The organism is Bradyrhizobium sp. I1.14.4 (assembly GCF_050435825.1).
Classification (GTDB): Bacteria; Pseudomonadota; Alphaproteobacteria; order Rhizobiales; family Xanthobacteraceae; genus Bradyrhizobium.
Map to the genome: position 1 here is coordinate 164,938 of NZ_JBNDLA010000003.1, position 19,284 is coordinate 184,221.

The following is a 19,284-nucleotide window of genomic DNA, read 5'->3' on the forward strand; positions in this document are numbered from 1 at the left end:
CCGCTTTGCGCGAATGCGCTGCTTCAGCGAACCTTATTCTCTGGCATGCCAGAGGCAAGCAGTTTTAGAACGCCTCTAGCAGCGTCCGGTTGCCGCGCAGGCCATTGTTAATGTTTGCCTATCGGGCGATCTGAATTTGCTATCACACGCCTGTCCCGCTGCGCGGTCTCGACCGCGTTTCGGCTCACAGCAACTCGGCGTAGCCGAGAAAGCCGACGGCATCGCCCGGCGCGACCTGCACAACGGACTCGCCGAGTTCGACCAGTCCATCGGTCTCAATCAGCGACGACAGCAGACCAGCCCCTTCGCGGGGAAATTTGGTCGCCTCCAGCGAACCGTCCGCCGACCGGCGCAACGAGGCGCGGACATATTCACGCCGCCCACTTTTCTTTTTGTAGCTGAAGGCGGCCCGAACCGGCATCGGCAGCAAGGCAGACGGCACGGCGCCCGAGAGCGCCAGCACGGTCGGCCGCACGACGTGGACGAAGGTGACGAAGCTCGCCACGGGATTGCCGGGCAAGCCGATCAGCGGCGTGCCGTCGATGATTCCCATCGCCACCGGACGGCCCGGCTTGATCGCCATCCGCCATAGCACCAGCGACCCTGCCTGCTCGATGCCGGCCTTGACGTGGTCCTCTTCGCCGGTCGAGACGCCGCCGGTGGTCAGGATCAGGTCATAGCGGCACGCGACCTGCTTGAGCGCCGCGGCGAGCGCGGCTCGCTCGTCGCGCAGGATGCCGAGATCGCCGACCTCGCAGCCGAGCCGCCGCAACATCGCCATCAGCATAAAACGGTTGGAATCGAACAATTGAGCTTCGGTACGAGAGCCCCCGGGCGCGGCCAGTTCGTCGCCGGTGGAGAACACCCCGACGCGAAGCCGCCGTACCACATCGAGCGTGGTGAGCCCGAAGGCCGCGGCGACGGCGATGTCCTGCGGGCGCAGCCGCCGGCCCGACGCCAGCGCGACATGACCACGCGGAATGTCCTCGCCGGCCGGCCGCACATTGGCGCCGGCCTTCAGGCCGGCCGGCAGGATCACCTTCCCCGAATCGTCGATCCGAACGTCTTCCTGCATGAACACGGTGTCCGTGCCGTCGGGCATCGGCGCACCGGTGAAGATCCGCACCGCCTGGCCGGGCCGCGCGGGCTGCGCCGGCGCTCCCGCCTGCACCCGCCCGGCGACGGGAAACGCGCGCTCGCCGCTCGCCGGCAGGTCGGCGCCGGATACGGCATAGCCGTCGACGGCGGAATTCATGAAAGGCGGCAGCGGCAGGGGCGCGGCAACGTCACCGGCAAGGATGCGTCCATCTGCGTCCACCAGGGCAACGGCCTCCGTCTCGCCGACCGGCTTGACGCGCGAGGCGATGATCGCGACGGCCTCGTCGACCGACATCATCGGTCCGCCAAACGCGAAACAGTCGTCCGAAAGCTGCGCCATGATGTCCCTCAATCCTCGGCCATCGACAACATTTGTTCGGCCCTGATCGCGAACTGCGGCGTTATCCCTAAGCCGGACCGATCCTTGGCCAATCTCCTTGGTTGGCAGTTCCCGCAAACCGGCGGAAAGTGGCCAGTCGGTCTCCGATCGTGCTTATATCCCCTGCTCCATTGTCATGTGAACCCATCCGGACGCCGACCTGTGACCGAGAAGACCACCGCTCCCATTATTGTTCCTGATCCGGACGATCCGCGACTGACGGAGCGCGTCACAGGCGTCGATCAAACCGGCGAGCGGACCGAGATCAAGGTGCCGGTCGAGCGGCCGCTGACGCTGTACCTCAACGCGCAGGAGATCGTCACGATGATGACGATCAACGACTATCCCGAATACCTCGCGCTCGGCTACCTGCTGAACCAGAACATGCTGAAATACGACGACGTCGTCACCGAGGTCGAATATGACGACGATCTCGAGGTCGTCGTGGTGCGCACTGCGCACCACACCAATTTCGAGGCGAAGCTGAAGAAGCGGACGCAGACCTCGGGCTGCGCCCAGGGAACGGCGTTCGGCGACCTGCTTGAAGCCGTCGAGAAGGTCGCGCTGCCGAAGGCCGAGCTGCGGACCTCCTGGCTCTACCGGATGACGCACACCATCAACACGATGCCGTCGCTCTATCTGGAGGCCGGCGCCATTCACGGCTGCGTGCTGTGCAAGGAGAGCACGCCGGTCTGCTACACCGAAGATGTCGGCCGCCACAACGCCGTCGACAAGATCGCGGGCTGGATCTATCGCCACAACGTCGATCCGGCCGACAAGATTCTTTACACCACCGGGCGGCTCACCTCGGAGATGGTGATCAAGACGGTGCGGATGGGCATCCCGATCCTGGTCTCCCGCTCAGGGTTCACGGCATGGGGCGTCGATCTGGCGCGGCAGGTCGGACTGACGCTGGTCGGGCGCGCGCGCGGCAAGCGCTTCATCGCACTGTCGGGCCAGGAGCGCATCGTCTACGACCAGAACCTGGACTATGTCGAAGAGGAATCGATGCGTCACAAGCGCAAGGGCGAGGCCGACAATGACTGATATCCCGGGGACCGACATCCCGGGTGTGCTGCTGGCCGGCGGGCTCGCGCGGCGGATGGGCGGCGGCGACAAGCCGATGCGCAAGATCGCCGGCCGAACCATCCTGCAACGGGTGATCGACCGTCTCGCGCCGCAGTGCGGCGGGCTAATCATCAACGCCAACGGCGACCCCGCGCGCTTCGCCGGGTTCGGCCTTCCGGTCGTTGCCGACGATGTCGCCAACTATCCCGGCCCCCTCGCCGGCATCCTGGCGGCGCTCGACTGGACCGCGGCGAACCGGCCGGATGCGAAATGGGTGCTCAGCGCGGCGGGTGACTGTCCGTTTCTTCCGCGGGATCTCGTCAAGCGGCTGGAACAAGCGCGCGTGGCGCAGAACGCCGAGCTCGCCGTCGCCGCATCCGGCGGGCAGACGCATCCGGTCATCGGCCTCTGGAACGTGCGCTTGCGCAACGAGTTGCGCCACGCGCTCGTCGAGGAGGATATGCGCAAGATCGATCGCTGGACCGCGCGCTATCCGCTCGCGACGGTCGAGTGGCCGACCGAGCCGCTGGATCCGTTCTTCAATGCCAATACCGTTGAAGACATCATGGAAGCCGATCGCCTCGCCGCGCTTGACGACGGCTGAGACGCCTGTCTGCATTTGACCTCGCCGACGCGACCGGCAACAGCCGATCGCGTCGAGCCGACTCCCAGCCCAGGCGGAGACTCAGCGGAGGCTGCCAGCAAGGGGCCTGCTGGTTGCCCGCGATCAATGCCCCGCAGCGATCCTGGTCGGACCGCAGGCGCCGTCCTCTGCGTTGTCGTCGCTGTCGTGACCACGACCATGGTCCTTCATCTGACCATGATCGCCATCGCAATTGACCGGAGCGAACGACACCCCGCGGTAGACCGCTCCGAACGCGGGCGGCACGACGACCTCAAACGCTTCATTCGCCGGCAGCTTGGTTGCCGCGACCTTGTCCGTGATGGCAACCACCTGATTCGGATCGGCGCCGGGTTCGACCGAGTTGCCGACGGTCGACGTAACGGCGAAAATCGTCGCGGTGCCGTCGCGGCTCACGCGGCCGGTGATGCTGCGCAGGCCGCCGGTTGCCGGATCGGTCGGATAGCCGTTCACATGATAGGAACTGCCGAGGCTCAGGCCCTTCTGCAGCGTGTAGGCAAGGGTCCAGCTGCCGTTGGCATAGATCCATTTCTGCAGGCCGGCCGTCGGCGACGTGGCCGCGTCGGCGAGATTGCCGTCGCCTTCCTGGGCGACATAGAGCGTCGTTGCATTGGCGAACCAGATGCCGAAGGGATAGAAGCCGTTCGCGCCAGAGTTCGCCGTGGGATTGTTCGGGAAGCCCGGAAGAATGCTGAACGTCGTCGAGGCGGCGGTATCCGGGGTCGGCAGAACGCCCGGCTGGCCAACCTGATAGACCGTGTTGATGCCGTTGCTTCCGCTGCCCTTGGTCACGAAGAGCGTGTTGTCAGAGATCGCGAGGCCGCGGAAATTGTCGTCCTTGCCGGACTTGTCGATAGCAAAGCCGAGCTGGGCAACCGAGAAGCCGAACTGGAAGCCGTTCTTGCTGCCAGGCGTTCCCTGCTGCACGCCAACCACGGCATCAGAACCATCGACTCCCGGCGTTGCGAGTTGCACGCCGGTATCGTTGACGACAAGTACTGGCTGGATGCCGCTGCCGTTGCCGGCGTTGCCAACCGTGAAATACTGGTCGGCCTGGGTGCCATTGACCCTGTTGGCGCGGATCGCGCCGCGGCCATTGTCACCGCTATAGACGTTGACCTTGGTCCGGTGCAGCGAGCCGTCGAAATCCAGCTCCGCCACAACGCGCGCATGCACGCTGGTGTCCGGGTTGGTGGGATCGACATGGTTGGGCGAATTGGAGTTGGAAACATCCAGCTGGTTCACCGCAGCATCGTAGCCCATGAAGGTCACGGCCTTGCCGTCGGGCGACAAATGCAACGACAATTCAGACTTCGAACTGAAGCTCGTCACCGCCACGTCCGCCGGGACCGTCAGCGCGCCGATTTCGCGAAGGCGACGGCCTTCCAGATGAAATTTCTTGATCACGACCAGCGCGGTCACGCCGAAGTTCGAATCAACGGCCACGTTGTTGAAGACGCCCGGATAGGTGCCGTCGGCCACCGCCGTCGCGCCGGTCGGCAGCGTCTGGCCTACCACGACAGTCGACGGCTTGCCGGCGTAGACTGCTGTGCTGACGAGCAATTCATGCGGATTGCCGACGGTCTGCGATAGTGCCGGATGGACTGCAAACAGCACCGGTGAGAGCGCCGTCGTGGCAATCAGGCGCCGGACAATGGCGCGGCGTGTTGTTTGCGATTTGGCGATTGATTTGAACATAAGCCCCCCATTTTTGAAAATTTGAATGGGTTCCTCATACGGGGCCGACCGCGACACCCTTGTGACAGATCGCCGCAGTCGTGTTCACGTTCTGTAAATCTCGCAGCGCCTGCCCGCCGATGCAGGATTCGCTAAGGCGCGAAGAGATTGGGTTGGACCTTCATCGCCTCGGCCCATGGCTTGAGCATGATCTCGGCGCGAGCTTTCGCGTTTGCCGCGAGAAAACCGCTTCACACTTTTCCGAATTATGCTTTAGCCGGCCTGTTCGCCAACCCGGCCGACCCGATTCGTTCCGATGGCGCGCAGATAATCCAGCATCAGACGGCTGGTTGCGGACAGATGCGCGACGTCGCGGACCACGATCTTCAGCTCGCGCCGCCCCCAGTCGTCGCGCAGCGGGATCGCGCGAAGACCCATGCCGGCGCCGACGACCTCGAAGGCGCGATCGGGGATCAGCCCGAGCCCCATATTCGCCTGCACCATGCGACAGACCGCATCGAATCCGGGCACGTTGATGCGCAGCCGCATCGTCTTGCCCACTTGCGTGGCCGCATATTGCGAGCGCAGATAGATCGAACTCGCGGCGTGCAGGCCGATGTGGTCAAAATCGAGCGTCTCGGTGAACAGCAATTTCTCGCGGCCGGCCAGCGGATGGTTCGGCCGCATCACGACCACCAGATTGTCGTAGCGGTAGTGGAAGGCCTCGAGCGCGCGGCTGTCGGCCTCCGCCGAGCAGATGCCGAGTTCGGCGGCGCCCTCCTCGATGCCGCGCACCACCTGCCCGCTCGGCCGCTCCTGCAGATCGACGCGGAGCAATTCATGCGCGGCGAAGAAGGCGGAGAGATCCTCGGGCAGATACTGCACGATCGCCGAAAGGTTGGCGAGCATGCGGACATGGCCGCGCACGCCTTGCGAATATTCCGACAGCTCAACCGCGATCTTCTCGACATTGAGCAGTGTGACCCGGGCGTGGTGCAGCAGCGCCTCGCCGGCCGGCGTCAGCGCCATGCCCTTGGCGAGCCGCTTGAACAGCGTGACGCCGAACGCCAGCTCGAAATCGTTCATCCGCTTCGACACCGCCGACGCCGCGATCCCCTCACGCTGCGCGGCGCGGGTGAGGTTCTGCTCGTCGCAGACCGCGACAAACAGGCGAAGTGTGATGAGGTCGACGCGGCGGGTGAGCGCGGTCTCCGCGGGAGTGGCGGCGCGCGGGATATCTGACACGATGGAGGCAAGCGGCATGGGCGGCGTCCCCGGGAAAACACGCAGGGTAGCGCCGAGAGTGGCGCGGAAGATTCCAAAGCAGTGCGAGATAGAACGGATTGTTGGGATAGGATTCCAATAATCGTCAAATGAAGCGGATTCTATCCCAAGCCGATCACCCACAGCCGTCATTGCGAGGAGCGAAGTGACGAAGCAATCCATGCGTCAGCAAGCGGAGAGATGGATTGCTTCGCTTCGGTCGCAATGACGCAGGAAACGTAGGGCCCGCCCTACGTTCTGCCTCCCAAACAAAAACGCGGCGCCGGGGCGCCGCGTTTCCGAATGCGTGATAGGGCGAACCGTCAGCCCGCAACCTTGGCGGCCGGGACGTCGCGCTGGCGCTTCATCACGATCTTGTTCAGCGCACCGAGATAGGCCTTTGCGGATGCGACCAGCGTGTCCGGATCGGCGGCGCGCGCGGTCATCGAACGGCCTTCATGCGCGAGACGCACCGAGACTTCGGCCTGTGCGTCGGTGCCTTCGGTCACGGCGTGGACTTGGTACAGCTCCAGCTTGGCCTCGTGCGGCACCAGACGCTTGATGCAGTTGAAGACGGCATCGACCGGGCCGTTGCCCTCGGCTTCCTCGATCTTGATCTGGCCGTCGACGTCGAGCTTCATGGTCGCGCGCTGCGGGCCATGGGTACCGGCGATCACGGTCAGCGAGGCCAGCTTGATGCGGTCGTGCGCGGCCGCCATCTCTTGGTCGACCAGCGCCTCGATGTCCTCGTCGTAGATGTCCTTCTTGCGGTCGGCCAGCGCCTTCATCCGCGTAAAGGCATCCTCCAGCTGGTTGGCGCCGAGCTTGTAGCCCATCTCCTCCAGCTTGTGGATGAAGGCGTGGCGGCCGGAATGCTTGCCGAGCACCAGCGAGGACTGCTTCAGGCCGACCATCTCGGGCCGCATGATCTCGTAGGTTGAGGCGTCCTTCAGCACGCCGTCCTGATGGATGCCGCTCTCATGCGCGAATGCGTTACGGCCGACGATCGCCTTGTTGTACTGCACCGGGAACGAGGTCGCGGCCGACACCACCTTCGAGGCGCGGGTGAGCTGGGTGGTGTCGATCTTGTTCCAGTACGGAAACTTGTCGTTCCGCACATTGATCGCCATCACGATCTCTTCCAGCGCGGCATTGCCGGCGCGCTCGCCGATGCCATTGACGGTGCACTCGACCTGCCGCGCGCCGCCCATGATGCCGGCCAGCGAGTTCGCGACCGCCATGCCGAGGTCGTTATGGCAATGCACCGAGAAGACCGCCTTGTCGGAGTTCGGCACGCGCTCGATCAGCGTCCGCATGAAGTGGGTGTATTCCTCCGGCACGGTGTAGCCGACAGTGTCGGGGATGTTCACCGTGGTGGCGCCCGCCTTGATCACGGCTTCCACGATCCGGCACAGATAGTCCATCTCGCTGCGGGTGCCGTCCTCGGCCGACCATTCAACGTCGTCGATCTGGTTGCGGGCGCGGGCAACCATCGCGACCGAGGTCTCGAGCACCTCCTCGGGGGTCTTGTTCAACTTCACCCGCATATGCAGCGGCGAGGTCGCGATCACGGTGTGGACGCGACCACGCTTGGCGAATTTGACCGCTTCGGCGCAACGATCGATGTCGGCCGGATGGGCGCGGGACAGGCCCGCGATGACCGAGTTCTTGGAGCGGCGGGCGATCTCGCTGACTGCCTGGAAGTCGCCTTCAGAAGTAATCGGGAAGCCGGCCTCGATGACGTCGACGCCCATATCGTCCAGCAACTCGGCGACCTCGAGCTTCTCCTCGAAGGTCATGGTGGCGCCGGGGCACTGCTCGCCGTCGCGCAGGGTGGTATCAAAAATGATGACGCGGTCCTTCTCGGACTTGTTCGCGGTGGCCATGTCAGAAGTTCCTTTAAGCTTTGCGCCCGTCATGTTGCTCCTTGAGCAATTACTTGGGCGATATCAGGGTCCGGTGATCTCGAACACACCCCTGAGTGCCCAGGCGCAAACGCCCAGCCGGCCCTCAGGGGCAGGTAAGAAGAAGGCCGCCAATAAGCAGGGCGGGCGTTGCGGCCGGAATCGCGGCGGCAGCCAAGGCCACCTCCTCCGAAATCCCATCGATTTGGCCGCGAATCAGCATTGCCAGACCCTGTTGAGCGCCGAAATCCTCAGGCAAAACCGTTGACGGTTGGTTGCCGGGATGCGCCATACGCGGTCGTTCTAAACGATTATGGCAAGCCGCCGCAATGGGCAAAGATGGTCAGCGGGGTTGACCTAACGTGGCGCATGGCAGGGCGCGTTCCACCCCGTTCTCGCCTCCTCACCTCCGGCCGCGAGAGCTCGCGCGCAGGCTCGACGGCGAGCGGCCGTAGAGGTCGGCGAAGGCGGCGTTGAAGCGGCGGACGCTGCCGAAGCCGGCGCAGAAGGCGATCTCGATCATCGCATCGTCGGTGGTGTCGATCAGGCGCTTGGCGCGCTGGACGCGGCGGGTGGTCGCGACCTGCTGCGGGCTGGCGCCGACATGGCGCTCGAACAGCCGCGCAAGATGGCGCGAGGTGATACCGAGCCTGTCGGCCAGCGCTGCGACCGAGCCGCGCTCCAGCGCGCCGCCGTCGATCAGCTTCAGCGCACGCGCGACCGTTGAGCGCGTGCCGTTCCATGCCGGACAGAACGGCGCGGTTTCGGGACGGCAGCGCAGGCACGGCCGATAGCCCGCCGCCTCGGCCGCGGCGGCGGTCGGGTAATAGGCGACGTTGCGCGGCAACGGGTGCTTCACCGGACAGACCGGGCGGCAATAGATCCGCGTGGTCTTCACCGCGGTGAAGAAACGGCCGTCATAGCGCGCGTCGCGCCGCAGCCGCGCAGCGTTGCAGACCTCGAAGCTGAGCATGGCCGAAGAGTAGCGCATCGTACGGCCGAGAAAAGTGACTGACGGTGACGAGGTCCGATTCCGGCCAGCGTGAACCGCCGGGCCGATCTAGATCGAACCGATCGATCACCCCGGAGATATCGCCATGACCAGCCCGACCGCCAAAGACATTGTCCTCAACGCCTGGCAGACGTTCAGGACCCGCGACACCGGCCTTATCGCCGCGCTGTTCGCGCCGGATGCCGAATGGATCGCGCCGGCCCGCAACGCCACCGCGGTGGCGCTCGATTACACCGATCACATGATCGGCGCGGATGCGATCGCCCGCTTCATCTCGACCGAGATGCACCGCCTGTTCTCCGAGATCGACATCGCGTTCCGCGCCGTCCATGCCGATGGCGACAGCGTGATCGTCGAGGAGCGGATGCGCGCGACGCTGCCGGGCGGCCGGGCCTACGACAACGACTATTGCTTCGTGTTCGTGGTCGAGGCTGGCCGCATCAAGCAGGTGCGGGAATACATGGATACGCGCAAGGGCTGGCAGTTGGTGTTCGGAGAAGCTGCGATGTGAGAACTACCGTGGGACACCGGCTCGTGTGGCTCCGCCAGCACTCGGGTAAGGGACGCACCGGCGAAGGGGTTCCCTCCCGCCCTGCAAGGGGGAGGGAGCCGAAGAGAGTGCTCACCTCACGTGACCCCTGTCGCTCCTCACATGAACAATCGATGCCGGGACAAACCCTGCATCATGCGTTCGCGGCGAAACCATTCCTACACCATGATGTCATGCATGACACCGGTCAGTGACAACCACGGCGCGTGGGCGGCCGCGCAAATCAATCATTGCTCAACAGGTTGCTTCTAGTCTGCGGACGGCGACCGGGTGTTAAGGGCGCGACCTTTTTGGTTAAGGAGATATGGGGATCATGCCCGCGACGAAAATGGCCGAAGGGCTCAACCAGCAACAAGTCGGATTCAATCTCTTCCTCGTCGGTTTCCTGATCCTGTTCCTCGAACTCGCCTGCATCCGCTGGTTCTCGGCCAAAGTCGTCTTCCTTCAATTCTTCACCAACATCGTGCTGCTCGCCGCGTTCCTCGGCATGTCCTGCGGCTGCCTCGCCGCACGGCGAACCACCAACTGGCTTGCGCTGTTTCCGGGGCTCGCCCTCGTGACCTTCGCCGCCGTGGCCACGATCATGGTGCTGTATTCCAACTGGGGCCAGTTCGCGGTCGATGTCGGCCATCAGGCGTCGCCGCAGGAGGTGTTTTTCGGCACCGAATATCGCAACCCGGATCTCGCCAAGTTCGTCGTGCCGATCGAGGCGATCGCCGGGCTGTTCTTCGTGCTGATCGCACTGATGTTCGTCGGCCTCGGCCAGACGCTCGGCCGCGCCTTCGACGCCTACCCCAACCGCGTCGCCGGCTATTCGCTGAATATCGGCGGCAGCCTCGCGGGCATCATCGGGTTCTCGCTGCTGTCGTTCGCGCAGGCGCCGCCGGTGGTCTGGTTCGGCATCAGCTGCACCGGCATCGTCTACCTGCTCTACCAGGACAAGGCGCTGTCGATTCTGCGTCTTGCGACGATCATCATCGTGGTGGGATTTACCGCCTTCTACACCGATCGTTCCGACAGCCATGACATCCGCTGGTCGCCCTATTACGCCGTCGACCTCAACAAATCGAACGGCGTGATCACCGTCAACAGCATCGGCCATCAGGAAATGATGCCGTTCAGCGAACGCGGCTCGTCCTATTCGCTGATCCACCTGCTGCAGAAGCACAGCGGCGGCGCGCCGTTCAAGGACGTCATGATCATCGGCGCCGGCTCCGGCAACGACCTGGCGCACGCATTGCGCTTCGGCGTCGAGCGCATCGATGCGGTCGAGATCGATCCCGTGATCCAGAACATCGGCATCCACAACCATCCCGACAAGCCCTATCAGGATCCGAGGGTGATGCCGCATCTCGACGACGGCCGCCATTTCCTGCGCACCACCGAACGCAAATACGATCTGGTCGTTTACGCCCTCGTCGACTCGCTGATCCTGCACAGCGGCTACGCCAACATCCGCCTCGAAAGCTATCTGTTCACCGAACAGGCGTTCCAGGACGTCCGCCGCGTGCTGAAGCAGGACGGCGTGTTCGTGATGTACAACTACTATCGCCAGGGCTGGATCGTGCAACGTGTCGCCGAGATGGCGAAGCAGGTGTTCGGCTGCGATCCGCTGGTGCTGCCGCTGCCCTACAAGGAAACGCTGACGTCATCCGAAGCGGTCGGCTTCACCACCATCATCGCAGGCTGCAATCCGCGCATTTCCACCGCGTTCCGCGACCGCGGCAAGTTCTGGCTGAACAGCCTTCCGCCGGAAAACCTGTCGGTCAACGGCTTCGACAAAGCGCAGGACAAGGGACAGGACAAGGCTGCAGCCCAGCGCGGCGACTGGGTGCCGCTGGCGCCGGCGAAACTGGTGGTCGACAACGAAGGCGCCAGGCAATCGACCAGCGACGACTGGCCGTTCCTCTATGTCAGCGGCAGGTTGATCCCCGATCTGACCGTTCGCTCGATGGTCCTGCTCGGCGTGCTCGGGCTCGGCCTGGTCTATCTGTTCAAGCCGAAGGGCGCCTGGCGGCCCAACAACCGGATGTTCTTCCTCGGCGCGGCGTTCATGCTGCTCGAAACCAAGGCGGTCGTGCAGATGGCGCTGCTGTTCGGCAGCACCTGGGTGGTCAACTCGGCGGTGTTCTTCACCGCGCTGCTGCTGATCCTCGCCGCCAACCTGTATGTGATCAAGGTGCCGTCCACCCGGCTGGTGCGGCACTATGCCGGACTGCTGGCGCTGCTGGCAGTCTCGGTGCTGGTGCCGCTCGACACGTTCCTGAGCGGCGGCATCGTCTGGCGCTACATGATCCCGTGCGCGCTGGCGCTCGGCCCGATGTTCTTCGCGGGCGTGATCTTCGCCCGCTCGTTCCGCGACGAGGCCAATCCCGACCAGGCGTTCGGATCGAACATCGCGGGATCGGTCATCGGAGGCCTCGCCGAGTCATGCTCGACCCTGCTCGGCTTCCGCTATCTCCTCCTCGTGGCGATCGGCTTCTATCTGCTGTCCGCCTGGATGCCCTCGCGCAAGGGATAGCGATCGCGCGGCGCGAACGGCAGACGGCGCACGCTACTTCTTCGCGGGCGCCTTCTTCTCCGCCGCCCCGCCCTTGCCCTCCGCCTCCAGCGCGGCGCGGACGCGCTTGAATTCGCTCAAGTCGGCCTTGTCGACCTCGGGGAATTTCAGATCGAGCCTGTCGAGCGCATTGACGATGGTCGAACCGATCACGACGCGGGCGAACCATTTGTGGTCGGCAGGCACGACGTGCCAGGGCGCCTCCCTGGTCGCGGTATGGTGGATCATGTCCTGATAGGCGGCCTGATATTTGGCCCACAGCGCGCGCTCGGAGACGTCGGCCATCGAGAACTTCCAATTCTTGGCCGGCTCCTCGAGCCGGTCGAGGAAGCGCCGGCGCTGCTCCTCCTTGGAGACGTTGAGGAAGAATTTCAGGATCACGGTGCCGTTGCGCGACAGATAGCGCTCGATCGCGGAGATGTCCTCGAAGCGCTCGCGCCAGATGTCCTTGGTCACCAGCTTCTTCGGGATCTTCTGCTTGGCCAGCACATCGGCGTGCACCCGCACCACCAGGCACTCCTCGTAGTAGGAGCGGTTGAAGATGCCGATACGGCCGCGCTCCGGCAGCGCGATCATGGCGCGCCACATGAAGTCGTGGTCGAGTTCCTTGGTCGAGGGCTGCTTGAACGAGGACACCTCGCAGCCCTGCGGATTGACGCCCTCGAACACGCTCTTGATCGCACTATCCTTGCCGGCGGCGTCCATGCCCTGGAAGATCAGCAGCAGCGACCAGCGGTCCTGGGCGTAGAGCTTCTCCTGGAAATCGTTGAGCCGCTTGCGATTGGCCTCGATGATCTTGCCGCCGGCGTCCTTGTCGATGCCGCCCTTCTCGGCGGTCGGATACGACTTCAGGCGAAATTCGCCAGAGCCGTCGAAGCGGAACGGCGCGACGAAGGGTTTCAGCTCATCGGCGAGCGATGGGGACGGTTTGCTGCTCATGGCCTCTCGACGGCTTGCGTGGCGATTTGATCCGGTCGATCACGCTACCAAGAATGCCCTTGGGCAGGAAGATGATGAACAGCACCAGCAGCACGCCATAGACCAGGTTGTCCCAGCCGACCGCCTTGGTGCCGAACGAGATCCGCAGCACCTCGGCCAGCACGATGGTGATGACGGCGCCGACCGTCGGCCCCAGCGCGACGTAGACGCCGCCGACGATCGCCGCGAACACCATCTGAAGGGACACCGCGATGCCGCTCACGGTGTCCGGCGAGATGAACATCTGGTACTGGCAATAGAGCGCGCCGGAAAGCGCAGTCATCAGCGCGCTGATCAGGGTGATCTTGAGCTTCTCGGCGGTGACATTGACGCCGGCCGCTGCCGCCGCGTCCTCATCCTCCGAGATCGCCTCCATGGCGTGGCGGATCATGCTGCGGTCGATCGCGCGCCAGATCACGAGGCCCATGACCCAGACCGCGAGCGCGATCAAGTACCAGGTGATCTTGTCGTCGAATTGCAATGCGAGCAGCCCCTTGCCGCTCGGCGCGCGTTGCGGCGTGTAGCCGAGCGAGCCGCCGGTATAGTCGCGGGTCGCGGTGATGACCTGCAGCACGATGCCCGACAGCGCCAGGGTCACCAGCACGAAATAGTGCCCGGTGATGCGGAAGCGAAAGCACGGATAGGCGACGACAAGCGCGAGCACGCCCGCGGTCGCCATGCTCAGGGGGATGCCGATCCAGGGCGAGACGCCGAGGTGATTCCACAAGAGCGCGGTGACATAGGCGCCGATGCCCATGAAGCCGCCATGGCCGAGCGAGACCAGGCCGAAGCGGCCCATGATCGACCACGACGTATAGGCGAACGACCAGATCAGGATCAGCACCAGCACGTGCAGATGGTAGGGGTCGCGGTGCACGAACGGCAGCGCGACGAGTGCGATCAGCGCGATGGCCCAGCCGGCGGCCTGCCTGTTCACGAGCGCCTCGCCAGCAGGCCCGCGGGCCGGATGAACATCATGACGATGAAGAAGGCGAAGGCCAGCACGTAGCCCCATTCGAGATCGGAGAACAGGCCGCCGAGCGAGATGATCTCGGCGAACACGAAGGCCGCAATGAAGCCGCCGATGAAATTGCCGAGGCCCCCGAGCACGCAGATCAGGAAGGTGATCGGCCCGAACGAGAGGCCGACGAACGGATGCACGTCATATTGCAGCACCAGCAGGCAGGCGGCGAGGCCGGCCAGCCCGCCGCCGATCGCCGAGGTGACGAGATAGATCCGCTTGGCGTCGACGCCCATCAGCGGCATGATCTGGCGGTCCTGCGCGATGGCGCGGATCGCGGTGCCGGTGAAGGTGCGGGTCAGGAACAGATAGACGCCGATCATGCCGACCAGCGCCGCCGCAAACGACAGCAATCGCGCGTAACTGAAATTCATCTCGCCGAGCGCAAGCACCGGCAGGCGGATGCCGAGATTGCGGAAGTCGATGCCGAAGGCAACGGTGGCAAAGCTCTGCAGGATGAACAGCACGCCGCCGGTGGCGAGCAGCTGGTTGATCGGCGGTGCCGTCAGCAGGGGCGCGATGACCAGGAAATGCAGCGCGGCGCCGAGCAGCGCCACCAGCAGGATGACCAGCGGCGCGGCGGCCCAGTACGGCAAATGAAAAACCTGCACGAGATAGTACATGCCGTACATGCCGATCATCACGAGCTCGGCATAACAGATCCAGGTGACGTCGATGACGCCGAAGATCAGGTTCAGCCCGAGCGCCAGCAGCGCCAGCACGCCGCCGAGCAGGATGCCGTTAATGACGGCCTCCAGCAGGTAGATGTCGAAGATGTCGAGGAAGGATTGCATGGCTGCCTCTTTCTTACCTCTCCCGCTTGCGGGGGTCGAGACGAGCGAAGCTCGCTCTTAGGTCGGCGCGCGACGAGCGACGCCAAGCGTCGTCCGGAGCGCACCGGGTGGGGGCTCTCTCCGCAATTCGACTCGTGGAGACACCCCCCACCCCGGCCCTCCCCCGCAAGCGGGAGAGGGAGTAGACCTCGCGGTGATCGTCCCGACCAATCCAATCATCCCCTACACCCCCAAATACGCCTGCTTGATGGTGTCGCTTGCCGCCAGCTCCGCCGCTGACCCGGTGGCGCGGATGCTGCCGGCTTCCAGCAGATAGGCGCGGTCGACCACGCGCAGCACCTGCTGCACGTTCTGCTCGACGATCAAGACCGTCAGCCCGCTGGCGCGGATGCGCTTGACGAGCTCGAACACCTGCTGCACCACCACCGGCGCGAGCCCGGCCGACGGCTCATCGAGCAGCAGCAGCTTCGGGTTCGACATCAGCGCGCGGCCGATCGCGCACATTTGCTGCTCGCCGCCCGACATGGTGCCGGCCATCTGCTGCAGGCGCTCCTTCAGCCGCGGAAACAGCTCGAACACGAACTCCAGCCGCTCGGCGTAGTGCGCCCGGGCGCCCGGCATGTAGGCGCCCATCTTCAGATTGTCTGATACCGTGAGCCGCGGAAACAGCCGGCGATTTTCCGGCACATGCGCAATCCCGAGGCTGACGATGTGGTGCGCAGGCGTCGTGACGACGTCTGTGCCTTCCATCGCGATGGTGCCTCTGGTCGGGCGGATCAGCCCGGAGATCACGCGCATCAAGGTGGTCTTGCCGGCACCGTTCGGGCCGATCACGCCGACCGCCTCGCCCGCTCTGACGTCGAGGCTGACGTCGAACAGCGCCTGGAAGCTGCCATAGCCCGCGTCGATCGATTTCAATTCCAGCATGCCGGTCACGCCCCGATCCGGCGGCGCGCCTGCTCGGCGACGGCGGCAGCCAGGCTCGCATCCGCATCGGTGCCGAGATAGACCTCGATCACTTTGGCATCGCCGGCGACATCGGCCGGCAGGCCCTCGGCGATCTTCTCGCCGTGATCCAGCACCATCACGCGATCGACCACCCGCATCAGCACACCCATGATGTGCTCGACCCAGATGATGGTGATGCCGAGTTCGTCGCGGATACGGCGCAGCATGTCGGCGGCCTGGTCCATCTCGGTCTCGTCAAGCCCGCCGAGGCTTTCATCGGCGAGCAAGAGTTTCGGGCCGGTGGCGAGCGCCTTGGCGAGTTCGAGCTTCTTCAACCCGGCCGCGCCCAGGCCCTCGACGCTACCGTGACGATCGGTCGGCAGGCCGACCATCGCGAGCGCGCGTTCGGCCGCCTCCTCGGCCTTGCTGCGGCTGTGACGGCCCCGGCCGTAGAAGCCGGCGAGCACGACATTCTCGAAAATGCTGAGACGATGGAACGGCCGCGGAATCTGGAAGGTGCGTCCGATGCCGCCGACGATGATCCGGTGCGGGGCGAGGCCCGCGATCTCGCGGCCGTCGAACAGGATCGAGCCTTCGGTCGGCGGCAAGGTGCCCGAGAGCATGTTGAAGATCGTGCTCTTGCCCGAGCCGTTCGGGCCGATCAAGCCGAGGATTTCGCCCTGCTCGACGCGGAACGACACGTTGTTGACGGCGCGAAAGCCGCCAAACCGCTTGACCAGACCTTCGACGACGAGCACGGCGGTCCCTTTCGCGAGCGAGCTATTTGTAGCTGTACGTGGTGCCGGCCGGCAGCGGCAGCACGGTCTCGCGCTGCATCTGGCTCTTCGGCCACACCACATAGGATTTGTCGTCGATATATTGCAGCACCACCGGAAACGAGCGCGCGTTCTGCCCGGCGTACTGCTCGCCCTCGCCGTAGAACTTCACCCCGTAGCCAAGCATGGTGCCGCCCTCGGGAATGTCGGTGTCGAGCGCGGCCTTGCGCAGCGCGTCCGGATCGATGCCGCCATACTTCCTGATCGCGCGCGGCAGTACGTCGTCGAGGAACACATAGGCGTTGGCCGCACCGATGCCGACATGGGCGGAGCGGATCGGCACCCCGGGCTTCAGCCGGTCGAACTCCTCGCCGACCATCTTGATGACCGGCGGCAGCTTGGCATCCATGCCGTTCTGGTTGGCGAGCCAGATCGAGATCGGGTCGGTGTTGAAGAGATAGTTGGCGTCGGCGCCGAGGCCTTCCTTCAGCTTCTCGTAGACGCCATAGCCGGCGCCGTGGCCGACGATGGCGCCGAACTTCAGCCCCTGCTCGCGCGCCTGGCGGAATAAGAGGGTAATGTCCGGATTGTAGCCGGTGTGGAAGATCACGTCGGGCTTGGCCCGCTTCAGCTTGGTCACCAGCGCCGACAGATCGGGCGCTGTCGCCGAATAGCCCTCCTTGAGCACGATGTTGAAGCCGGCCTTCCTGGCGCCGGCCTCGTTGCCCTTGGCAACGTCGACGCCATAGGCACCGTCCTCATGGATGATGGCAACGCGGAGGTCCTTCGGCTCCTTGCCGAACTTGGACATGGAGTATTGCGCGATGAAGTCGGTCGTCATCACGCCGTACTGGTTGCCGGCGGCCTGCGGGCGGAACACGTATTTGTAGTTCTTGCCGTCGAACACGCCCGACGAGATGCAAGTCGTGATCCACATGAACTTCTTCATCTGGTCGACCCTCCCTGCCACCGGTACGCATTGCGCCGAGGAGAAGAAGCCCATCACCATGTCGACCTTCTCCTGCTCGAGCAGGCGGACGGCCTCGTTGATGGCGATATCGGGCTTGCTCTGCGCATCGGCATAGACCGCCTCGACCTTGTACCCCTCGACGCCGGTCCTGGCGTAATGGTCGAGCATGATCTTGACGCCGGTATATTGCAGCTCGGAGCCGCCGCCGGCCAGCGGGCCGGTCAGATCGAAGATCACACCGATCTTGATCTTCTTGTCCTGCGCGTGCGCGGCATCGGCCGCGCCCAGCGCCGCAACCGCGACCAACAGACCCGCGAGCCAGCGGGCGGCCCTCCTGACCGGCATGAATCCCTCCCCAGAGATTGTGCACTGCATTTTTGTTATCGTGCTGCCCTATCACAGGGGGAGCGGCCGATGATGTCAAGCGCGATGGCTGCGTCGCCGCGGCGCAGGCTTGCGCAAAGTTTCGGCGGTACGGTGCGGACGCGCGATGGCAGGACGCGTACTCATAAAACCCGCGTATGCTTTGCCGTCATGAAGGCGACGTGGAAGCCGGTCTGAATGAACGCCGGCTATGGGCCCACAATCGGACTCATGCATAGCGGCAGGAGCTCTACTCGATCACCTCATCGGCGGTGGCCAGTGGAAAGGACGGCACGGTGAGCCCGAGTGCTTTCGCAGACTTCATGTTGATCACCGGCTCGAATCTGGTTGGACAGTGCATGAGATCTCATCGAGCGATCCGGTGACATAGCGCCGATCTCTACATTGGCAAACTCGTCAATTTTCTTGAGAATCATATTACGGTTGCGAACGAAATGTCGCAGCCGGCACACCCCTCAAAAAAGGCGGCCGCTCGGGCCGCCTCTTCCTCTTCTTTGTGTCGAGGGATTACTGGCAGAGATGTTGCAGGCCGTCCGGCCCCTTGAACGTGGTGCCGGGCGTGCAGGAAAGGTTGTTGTGGGCGGCGTAGGTCTTCCAGTCGCGGCCGCCATAGCCGTAGCCATAGTAGTTGCCATAGCTGTTATCGTAGTAGCTATAGCTGTTGTCGAAGGCTCGGAAGGGGGCAGTTGCGATCGCCCCCGCGGTCGCGACGGCGCCGCCTACGACATTGCCCGCCACCTCACCGGGCCCGGCAGGCCTGCGGTACACTCTCTCGCTCGGCAAGGCGGCGTTGGCGTTACGGATCCGCTGGCTTGGGTAGGCCGCGTCACGCTGAAAGTGGCGCTGGCCTGTGGCGTGAGTTTGAGTTCCCTTGGTCCTGGTTTGGGCCTGCGTATACTTCGCATCCTTGGCTATTTTGCCCTCGGCCATCGCTGGGCTCGCGAGCACCGAAGCAACAATGGCCGCGGTGCCGAGGATGGCAAGACTTGCAGTCTTCAGTTTCGGCATTGGACGCTCCCTTTTCTGTGATTTGTGACCGAGGCAAGCATCACCGCCGAGGGATGTTCCGCGTGCCGCTTCTCAAACCCATGTGATCGGGCATTCAAGTCCCCGAGAAGCGGGGAATATTCGGAACAAGGACATGCCGCCGGCCCGCCAAATCAAGCGGAGAGCAGCGGCGGTTCGCACCAGTTCACGAGATTACGATGAACTGCGAATTTGTCCCTGCGCCTTTGGGCGGCGCGCGCACTTTCGCGCCT

17 protein-coding genes are annotated in these 19,284 nt (G+C 64.3%); 4 read left to right on the plus strand and 13 right to left on the minus strand.

The window, feature by feature from the left end; translation table 11 throughout:
• Positions 1-184 precede the first annotated feature (184 nt).
• Entirely contained in the window at positions 185-1,438 is a 1,254-nt protein-coding gene (locus ABIB78_RS07880) for a molybdopterin molybdotransferase MoeA (protein WP_429023336.1), read from the minus strand.
• Positions 1,439-1,639: 201 nt separating this feature from the next.
• Here ABIB78_RS07880 and ABIB78_RS07885 point away from each other — a divergent pair, with 201 nt between their 5' ends.
• Both ABIB78_RS07885 and mobA read left to right on the plus strand, forming a co-directional pair.
• Positions 1,640-2,524, plus strand: a complete 885-nt coding sequence (locus ABIB78_RS07885) for a formate dehydrogenase accessory sulfurtransferase FdhD (protein ID WP_429023338.1) — start codon at positions 1,640-1,642, stop codon at positions 2,522-2,524.
• Complete coding sequence (mobA, locus tag ABIB78_RS07890) at positions 2,517-3,149, plus strand: molybdenum cofactor guanylyltransferase MobA (RefSeq protein ID WP_429023341.1); 633 nt, start codon at positions 2,517-2,519, stop codon at positions 3,147-3,149. The genes ABIB78_RS07885 and mobA overlap by 8 nt, the downstream gene beginning before the upstream one ends.
• Before the next feature lie 123 nt (positions 3,150-3,272).
• On the opposite strand, the gene ABIB78_RS07895 is transcribed toward mobA, so the two are convergent.
• The 5 genes from ABIB78_RS07895 to ABIB78_RS07915 all read right to left on the minus strand — a co-directional run bounded on the left by ABIB78_RS07895 (position 3,273) and on the right by ABIB78_RS07915 (position 9,023).
• The gene (locus ABIB78_RS07895; protein WP_429023343.1) at positions 3,273-4,886 is read right to left on the minus strand and encodes a hypothetical protein; all 1,614 of its coding nucleotides are present in this window, start codon (positions 4,884-4,886) and stop codon (positions 3,273-3,275) included.
• A gap of 252 nt (positions 4,887-5,138) precedes the next feature.
• A complete protein-coding gene (locus ABIB78_RS07900) occupies positions 5,139-6,128 on the minus strand; it encodes a LysR family transcriptional regulator (protein ID WP_429023346.1) in 990 nt (329 codons plus the stop codon).
• Between the two features lie 323 nt (positions 6,129-6,451).
• Complete coding sequence (locus tag ABIB78_RS07905; RefSeq protein ID WP_429023349.1) at positions 6,452-8,014, minus strand: 2-isopropylmalate synthase; 1,563 nt, start codon at positions 8,012-8,014, stop codon at positions 6,452-6,454.
• Between the two features lie 124 nt (positions 8,015-8,138).
• A complete protein-coding gene (locus ABIB78_RS07910) occupies positions 8,139-8,324 on the minus strand; it encodes a hypothetical protein (protein WP_429023351.1) in 186 nt (61 codons plus the stop codon).
• A gap of 111 nt (positions 8,325-8,435) precedes the next feature.
• Complete coding sequence (locus ABIB78_RS07915) at positions 8,436-9,023, minus strand: bifunctional transcriptional activator/DNA repair enzyme AdaA (protein WP_429023354.1); 588 nt, start codon at positions 9,021-9,023, stop codon at positions 8,436-8,438.
• A gap of 106 nt (positions 9,024-9,129) precedes the next feature.
• Between ABIB78_RS07915 and ABIB78_RS07920 the strand changes: the two genes are divergently transcribed.
• Positions 9,130-9,555, plus strand: a complete 426-nt coding sequence (locus tag ABIB78_RS07920; RefSeq protein WP_429023357.1) for a nuclear transport factor 2 family protein — start codon at positions 9,130-9,132, stop codon at positions 9,553-9,555.
• Between the two features lie 352 nt (positions 9,556-9,907).
• The gene (locus ABIB78_RS07925) at positions 9,908-12,115 is read left to right on the plus strand and encodes a spermidine synthase (protein ID WP_429023360.1); all 2,208 of its coding nucleotides are present in this window, start codon (positions 9,908-9,910) and stop codon (positions 12,113-12,115) included.
• Positions 12,116-12,148: 33 nt separating this feature from the next.
• Here ABIB78_RS07925 and ABIB78_RS07930 read toward each other — a convergent pair whose 3' ends face one another.
• The 7 genes from ABIB78_RS07930 to ABIB78_RS07960 form a co-directional block, all read right to left on the minus strand.
• A complete protein-coding gene (locus ABIB78_RS07930) occupies positions 12,149-13,093 on the minus strand; it encodes a polyphosphate kinase 2 family protein (protein ID WP_429023363.1) in 945 nt (314 codons plus the stop codon).
• On the minus strand, positions 13,059-14,069 hold the full coding sequence (locus ABIB78_RS07935) for a branched-chain amino acid ABC transporter permease (protein ID WP_429023365.1): 1,011 nt from the start codon (positions 14,067-14,069) through the stop codon (positions 13,059-13,061). The genes ABIB78_RS07930 and ABIB78_RS07935 overlap by 35 nt, the downstream gene beginning before the upstream one ends.
• Complete coding sequence (locus ABIB78_RS07940) at positions 14,066-14,947, minus strand: branched-chain amino acid ABC transporter permease (RefSeq protein WP_429023368.1); 882 nt, start codon at positions 14,945-14,947, stop codon at positions 14,066-14,068. The genes ABIB78_RS07935 and ABIB78_RS07940 overlap by 4 nt, the downstream gene beginning before the upstream one ends.
• 222 nt (positions 14,948-15,169) lie before the next feature.
• Positions 15,170-15,874 (minus strand): ABC transporter ATP-binding protein, encoded by a 705-nt coding sequence (locus ABIB78_RS07945; protein WP_429024034.1) that lies wholly within the window; start codon positions 15,872-15,874, stop codon positions 15,170-15,172.
• A 5-nt stretch (positions 15,875-15,879) separates the two neighbouring features.
• Positions 15,880-16,653: an ABC transporter ATP-binding protein gene (locus ABIB78_RS07950; protein ID WP_429023371.1), complete on the minus strand. Its 774-nt coding sequence runs from the start codon at positions 16,651-16,653 to the stop codon at positions 15,880-15,882.
• A 22-nt stretch (positions 16,654-16,675) separates the two neighbouring features.
• On the minus strand, positions 16,676-17,986 hold the full coding sequence (locus ABIB78_RS07955; RefSeq protein WP_429023374.1) for an ABC transporter substrate-binding protein: 1,311 nt from the start codon (positions 17,984-17,986) through the stop codon (positions 16,676-16,678).
• A 546-nt stretch (positions 17,987-18,532) separates the two neighbouring features.
• Complete coding sequence (locus ABIB78_RS07960) at positions 18,533-19,033, minus strand: hypothetical protein (protein WP_429023376.1); 501 nt, start codon at positions 19,031-19,033, stop codon at positions 18,533-18,535.
• Between the last annotated feature and the right edge of the window lie 251 nt (positions 19,034-19,284).

Coding starts and splice junctions, on each gene's coding strand:
- ABIB78_RS07925 (WP_429023360.1), top strand. CDS start 9,908: ATGCCCGCGACGAAAATGGCCGAAGGGCTCAACCAGCAACAAGTCGGA.
- ABIB78_RS07905 (WP_429023349.1), bottom strand. CDS start 8,014: ATGGCCACCGCGAACAAGTCCGAGAAGGACCGCGTCATCATTTTTGAT.
- ABIB78_RS07960 (WP_429023376.1), bottom strand. CDS start 19,033: ATGCCGAAACTGAAGACTGCAAGTCTTGCCATCCTCGGCACCGCGGCC.
- ABIB78_RS07945 (WP_429024034.1), bottom strand. CDS start 15,874: ATGCTGGAATTGAAATCGATCGACGCGGGCTATGGCAGCTTCCAGGCG.
- ABIB78_RS07900 (WP_429023346.1), bottom strand. CDS start 6,128: ATGCCGCTTGCCTCCATCGTGTCAGATATCCCGCGCGCCGCCACTCCC.
- ABIB78_RS07895 (WP_429023343.1), bottom strand. CDS start 4,886: ATGTTCAAATCAATCGCCAAATCGCAAACAACACGCCGCGCCATTGTC.
- ABIB78_RS07940 (WP_429023368.1), bottom strand. CDS start 14,947: ATGCAATCCTTCCTCGACATCTTCGACATCTACCTGCTGGAGGCCGTC.
- ABIB78_RS07910 (WP_429023351.1), bottom strand. CDS start 8,324: ATGGCGCATCCCGGCAACCAACCGTCAACGGTTTTGCCTGAGGATTTC.
- ABIB78_RS07915 (WP_429023354.1), bottom strand. CDS start 9,023: ATGCGCTACTCTTCGGCCATGCTCAGCTTCGAGGTCTGCAACGCTGCG.
- ABIB78_RS07920 (WP_429023357.1), top strand. CDS start 9,130: ATGACCAGCCCGACCGCCAAAGACATTGTCCTCAACGCCTGGCAGACG.
- ABIB78_RS07955 (WP_429023374.1), bottom strand. CDS start 17,986: ATGCCGGTCAGGAGGGCCGCCCGCTGGCTCGCGGGTCTGTTGGTCGCG.
- mobA (WP_429023341.1), top strand. CDS start 2,517: ATGACTGATATCCCGGGGACCGACATCCCGGGTGTGCTGCTGGCCGGC.
- ABIB78_RS07930 (WP_429023363.1), bottom strand. CDS start 13,093: ATGAGCAGCAAACCGTCCCCATCGCTCGCCGATGAGCTGAAACCCTTC.
- ABIB78_RS07880 (WP_429023336.1), bottom strand. CDS start 1,438: ATGGCGCAGCTTTCGGACGACTGTTTCGCGTTTGGCGGACCGATGATG.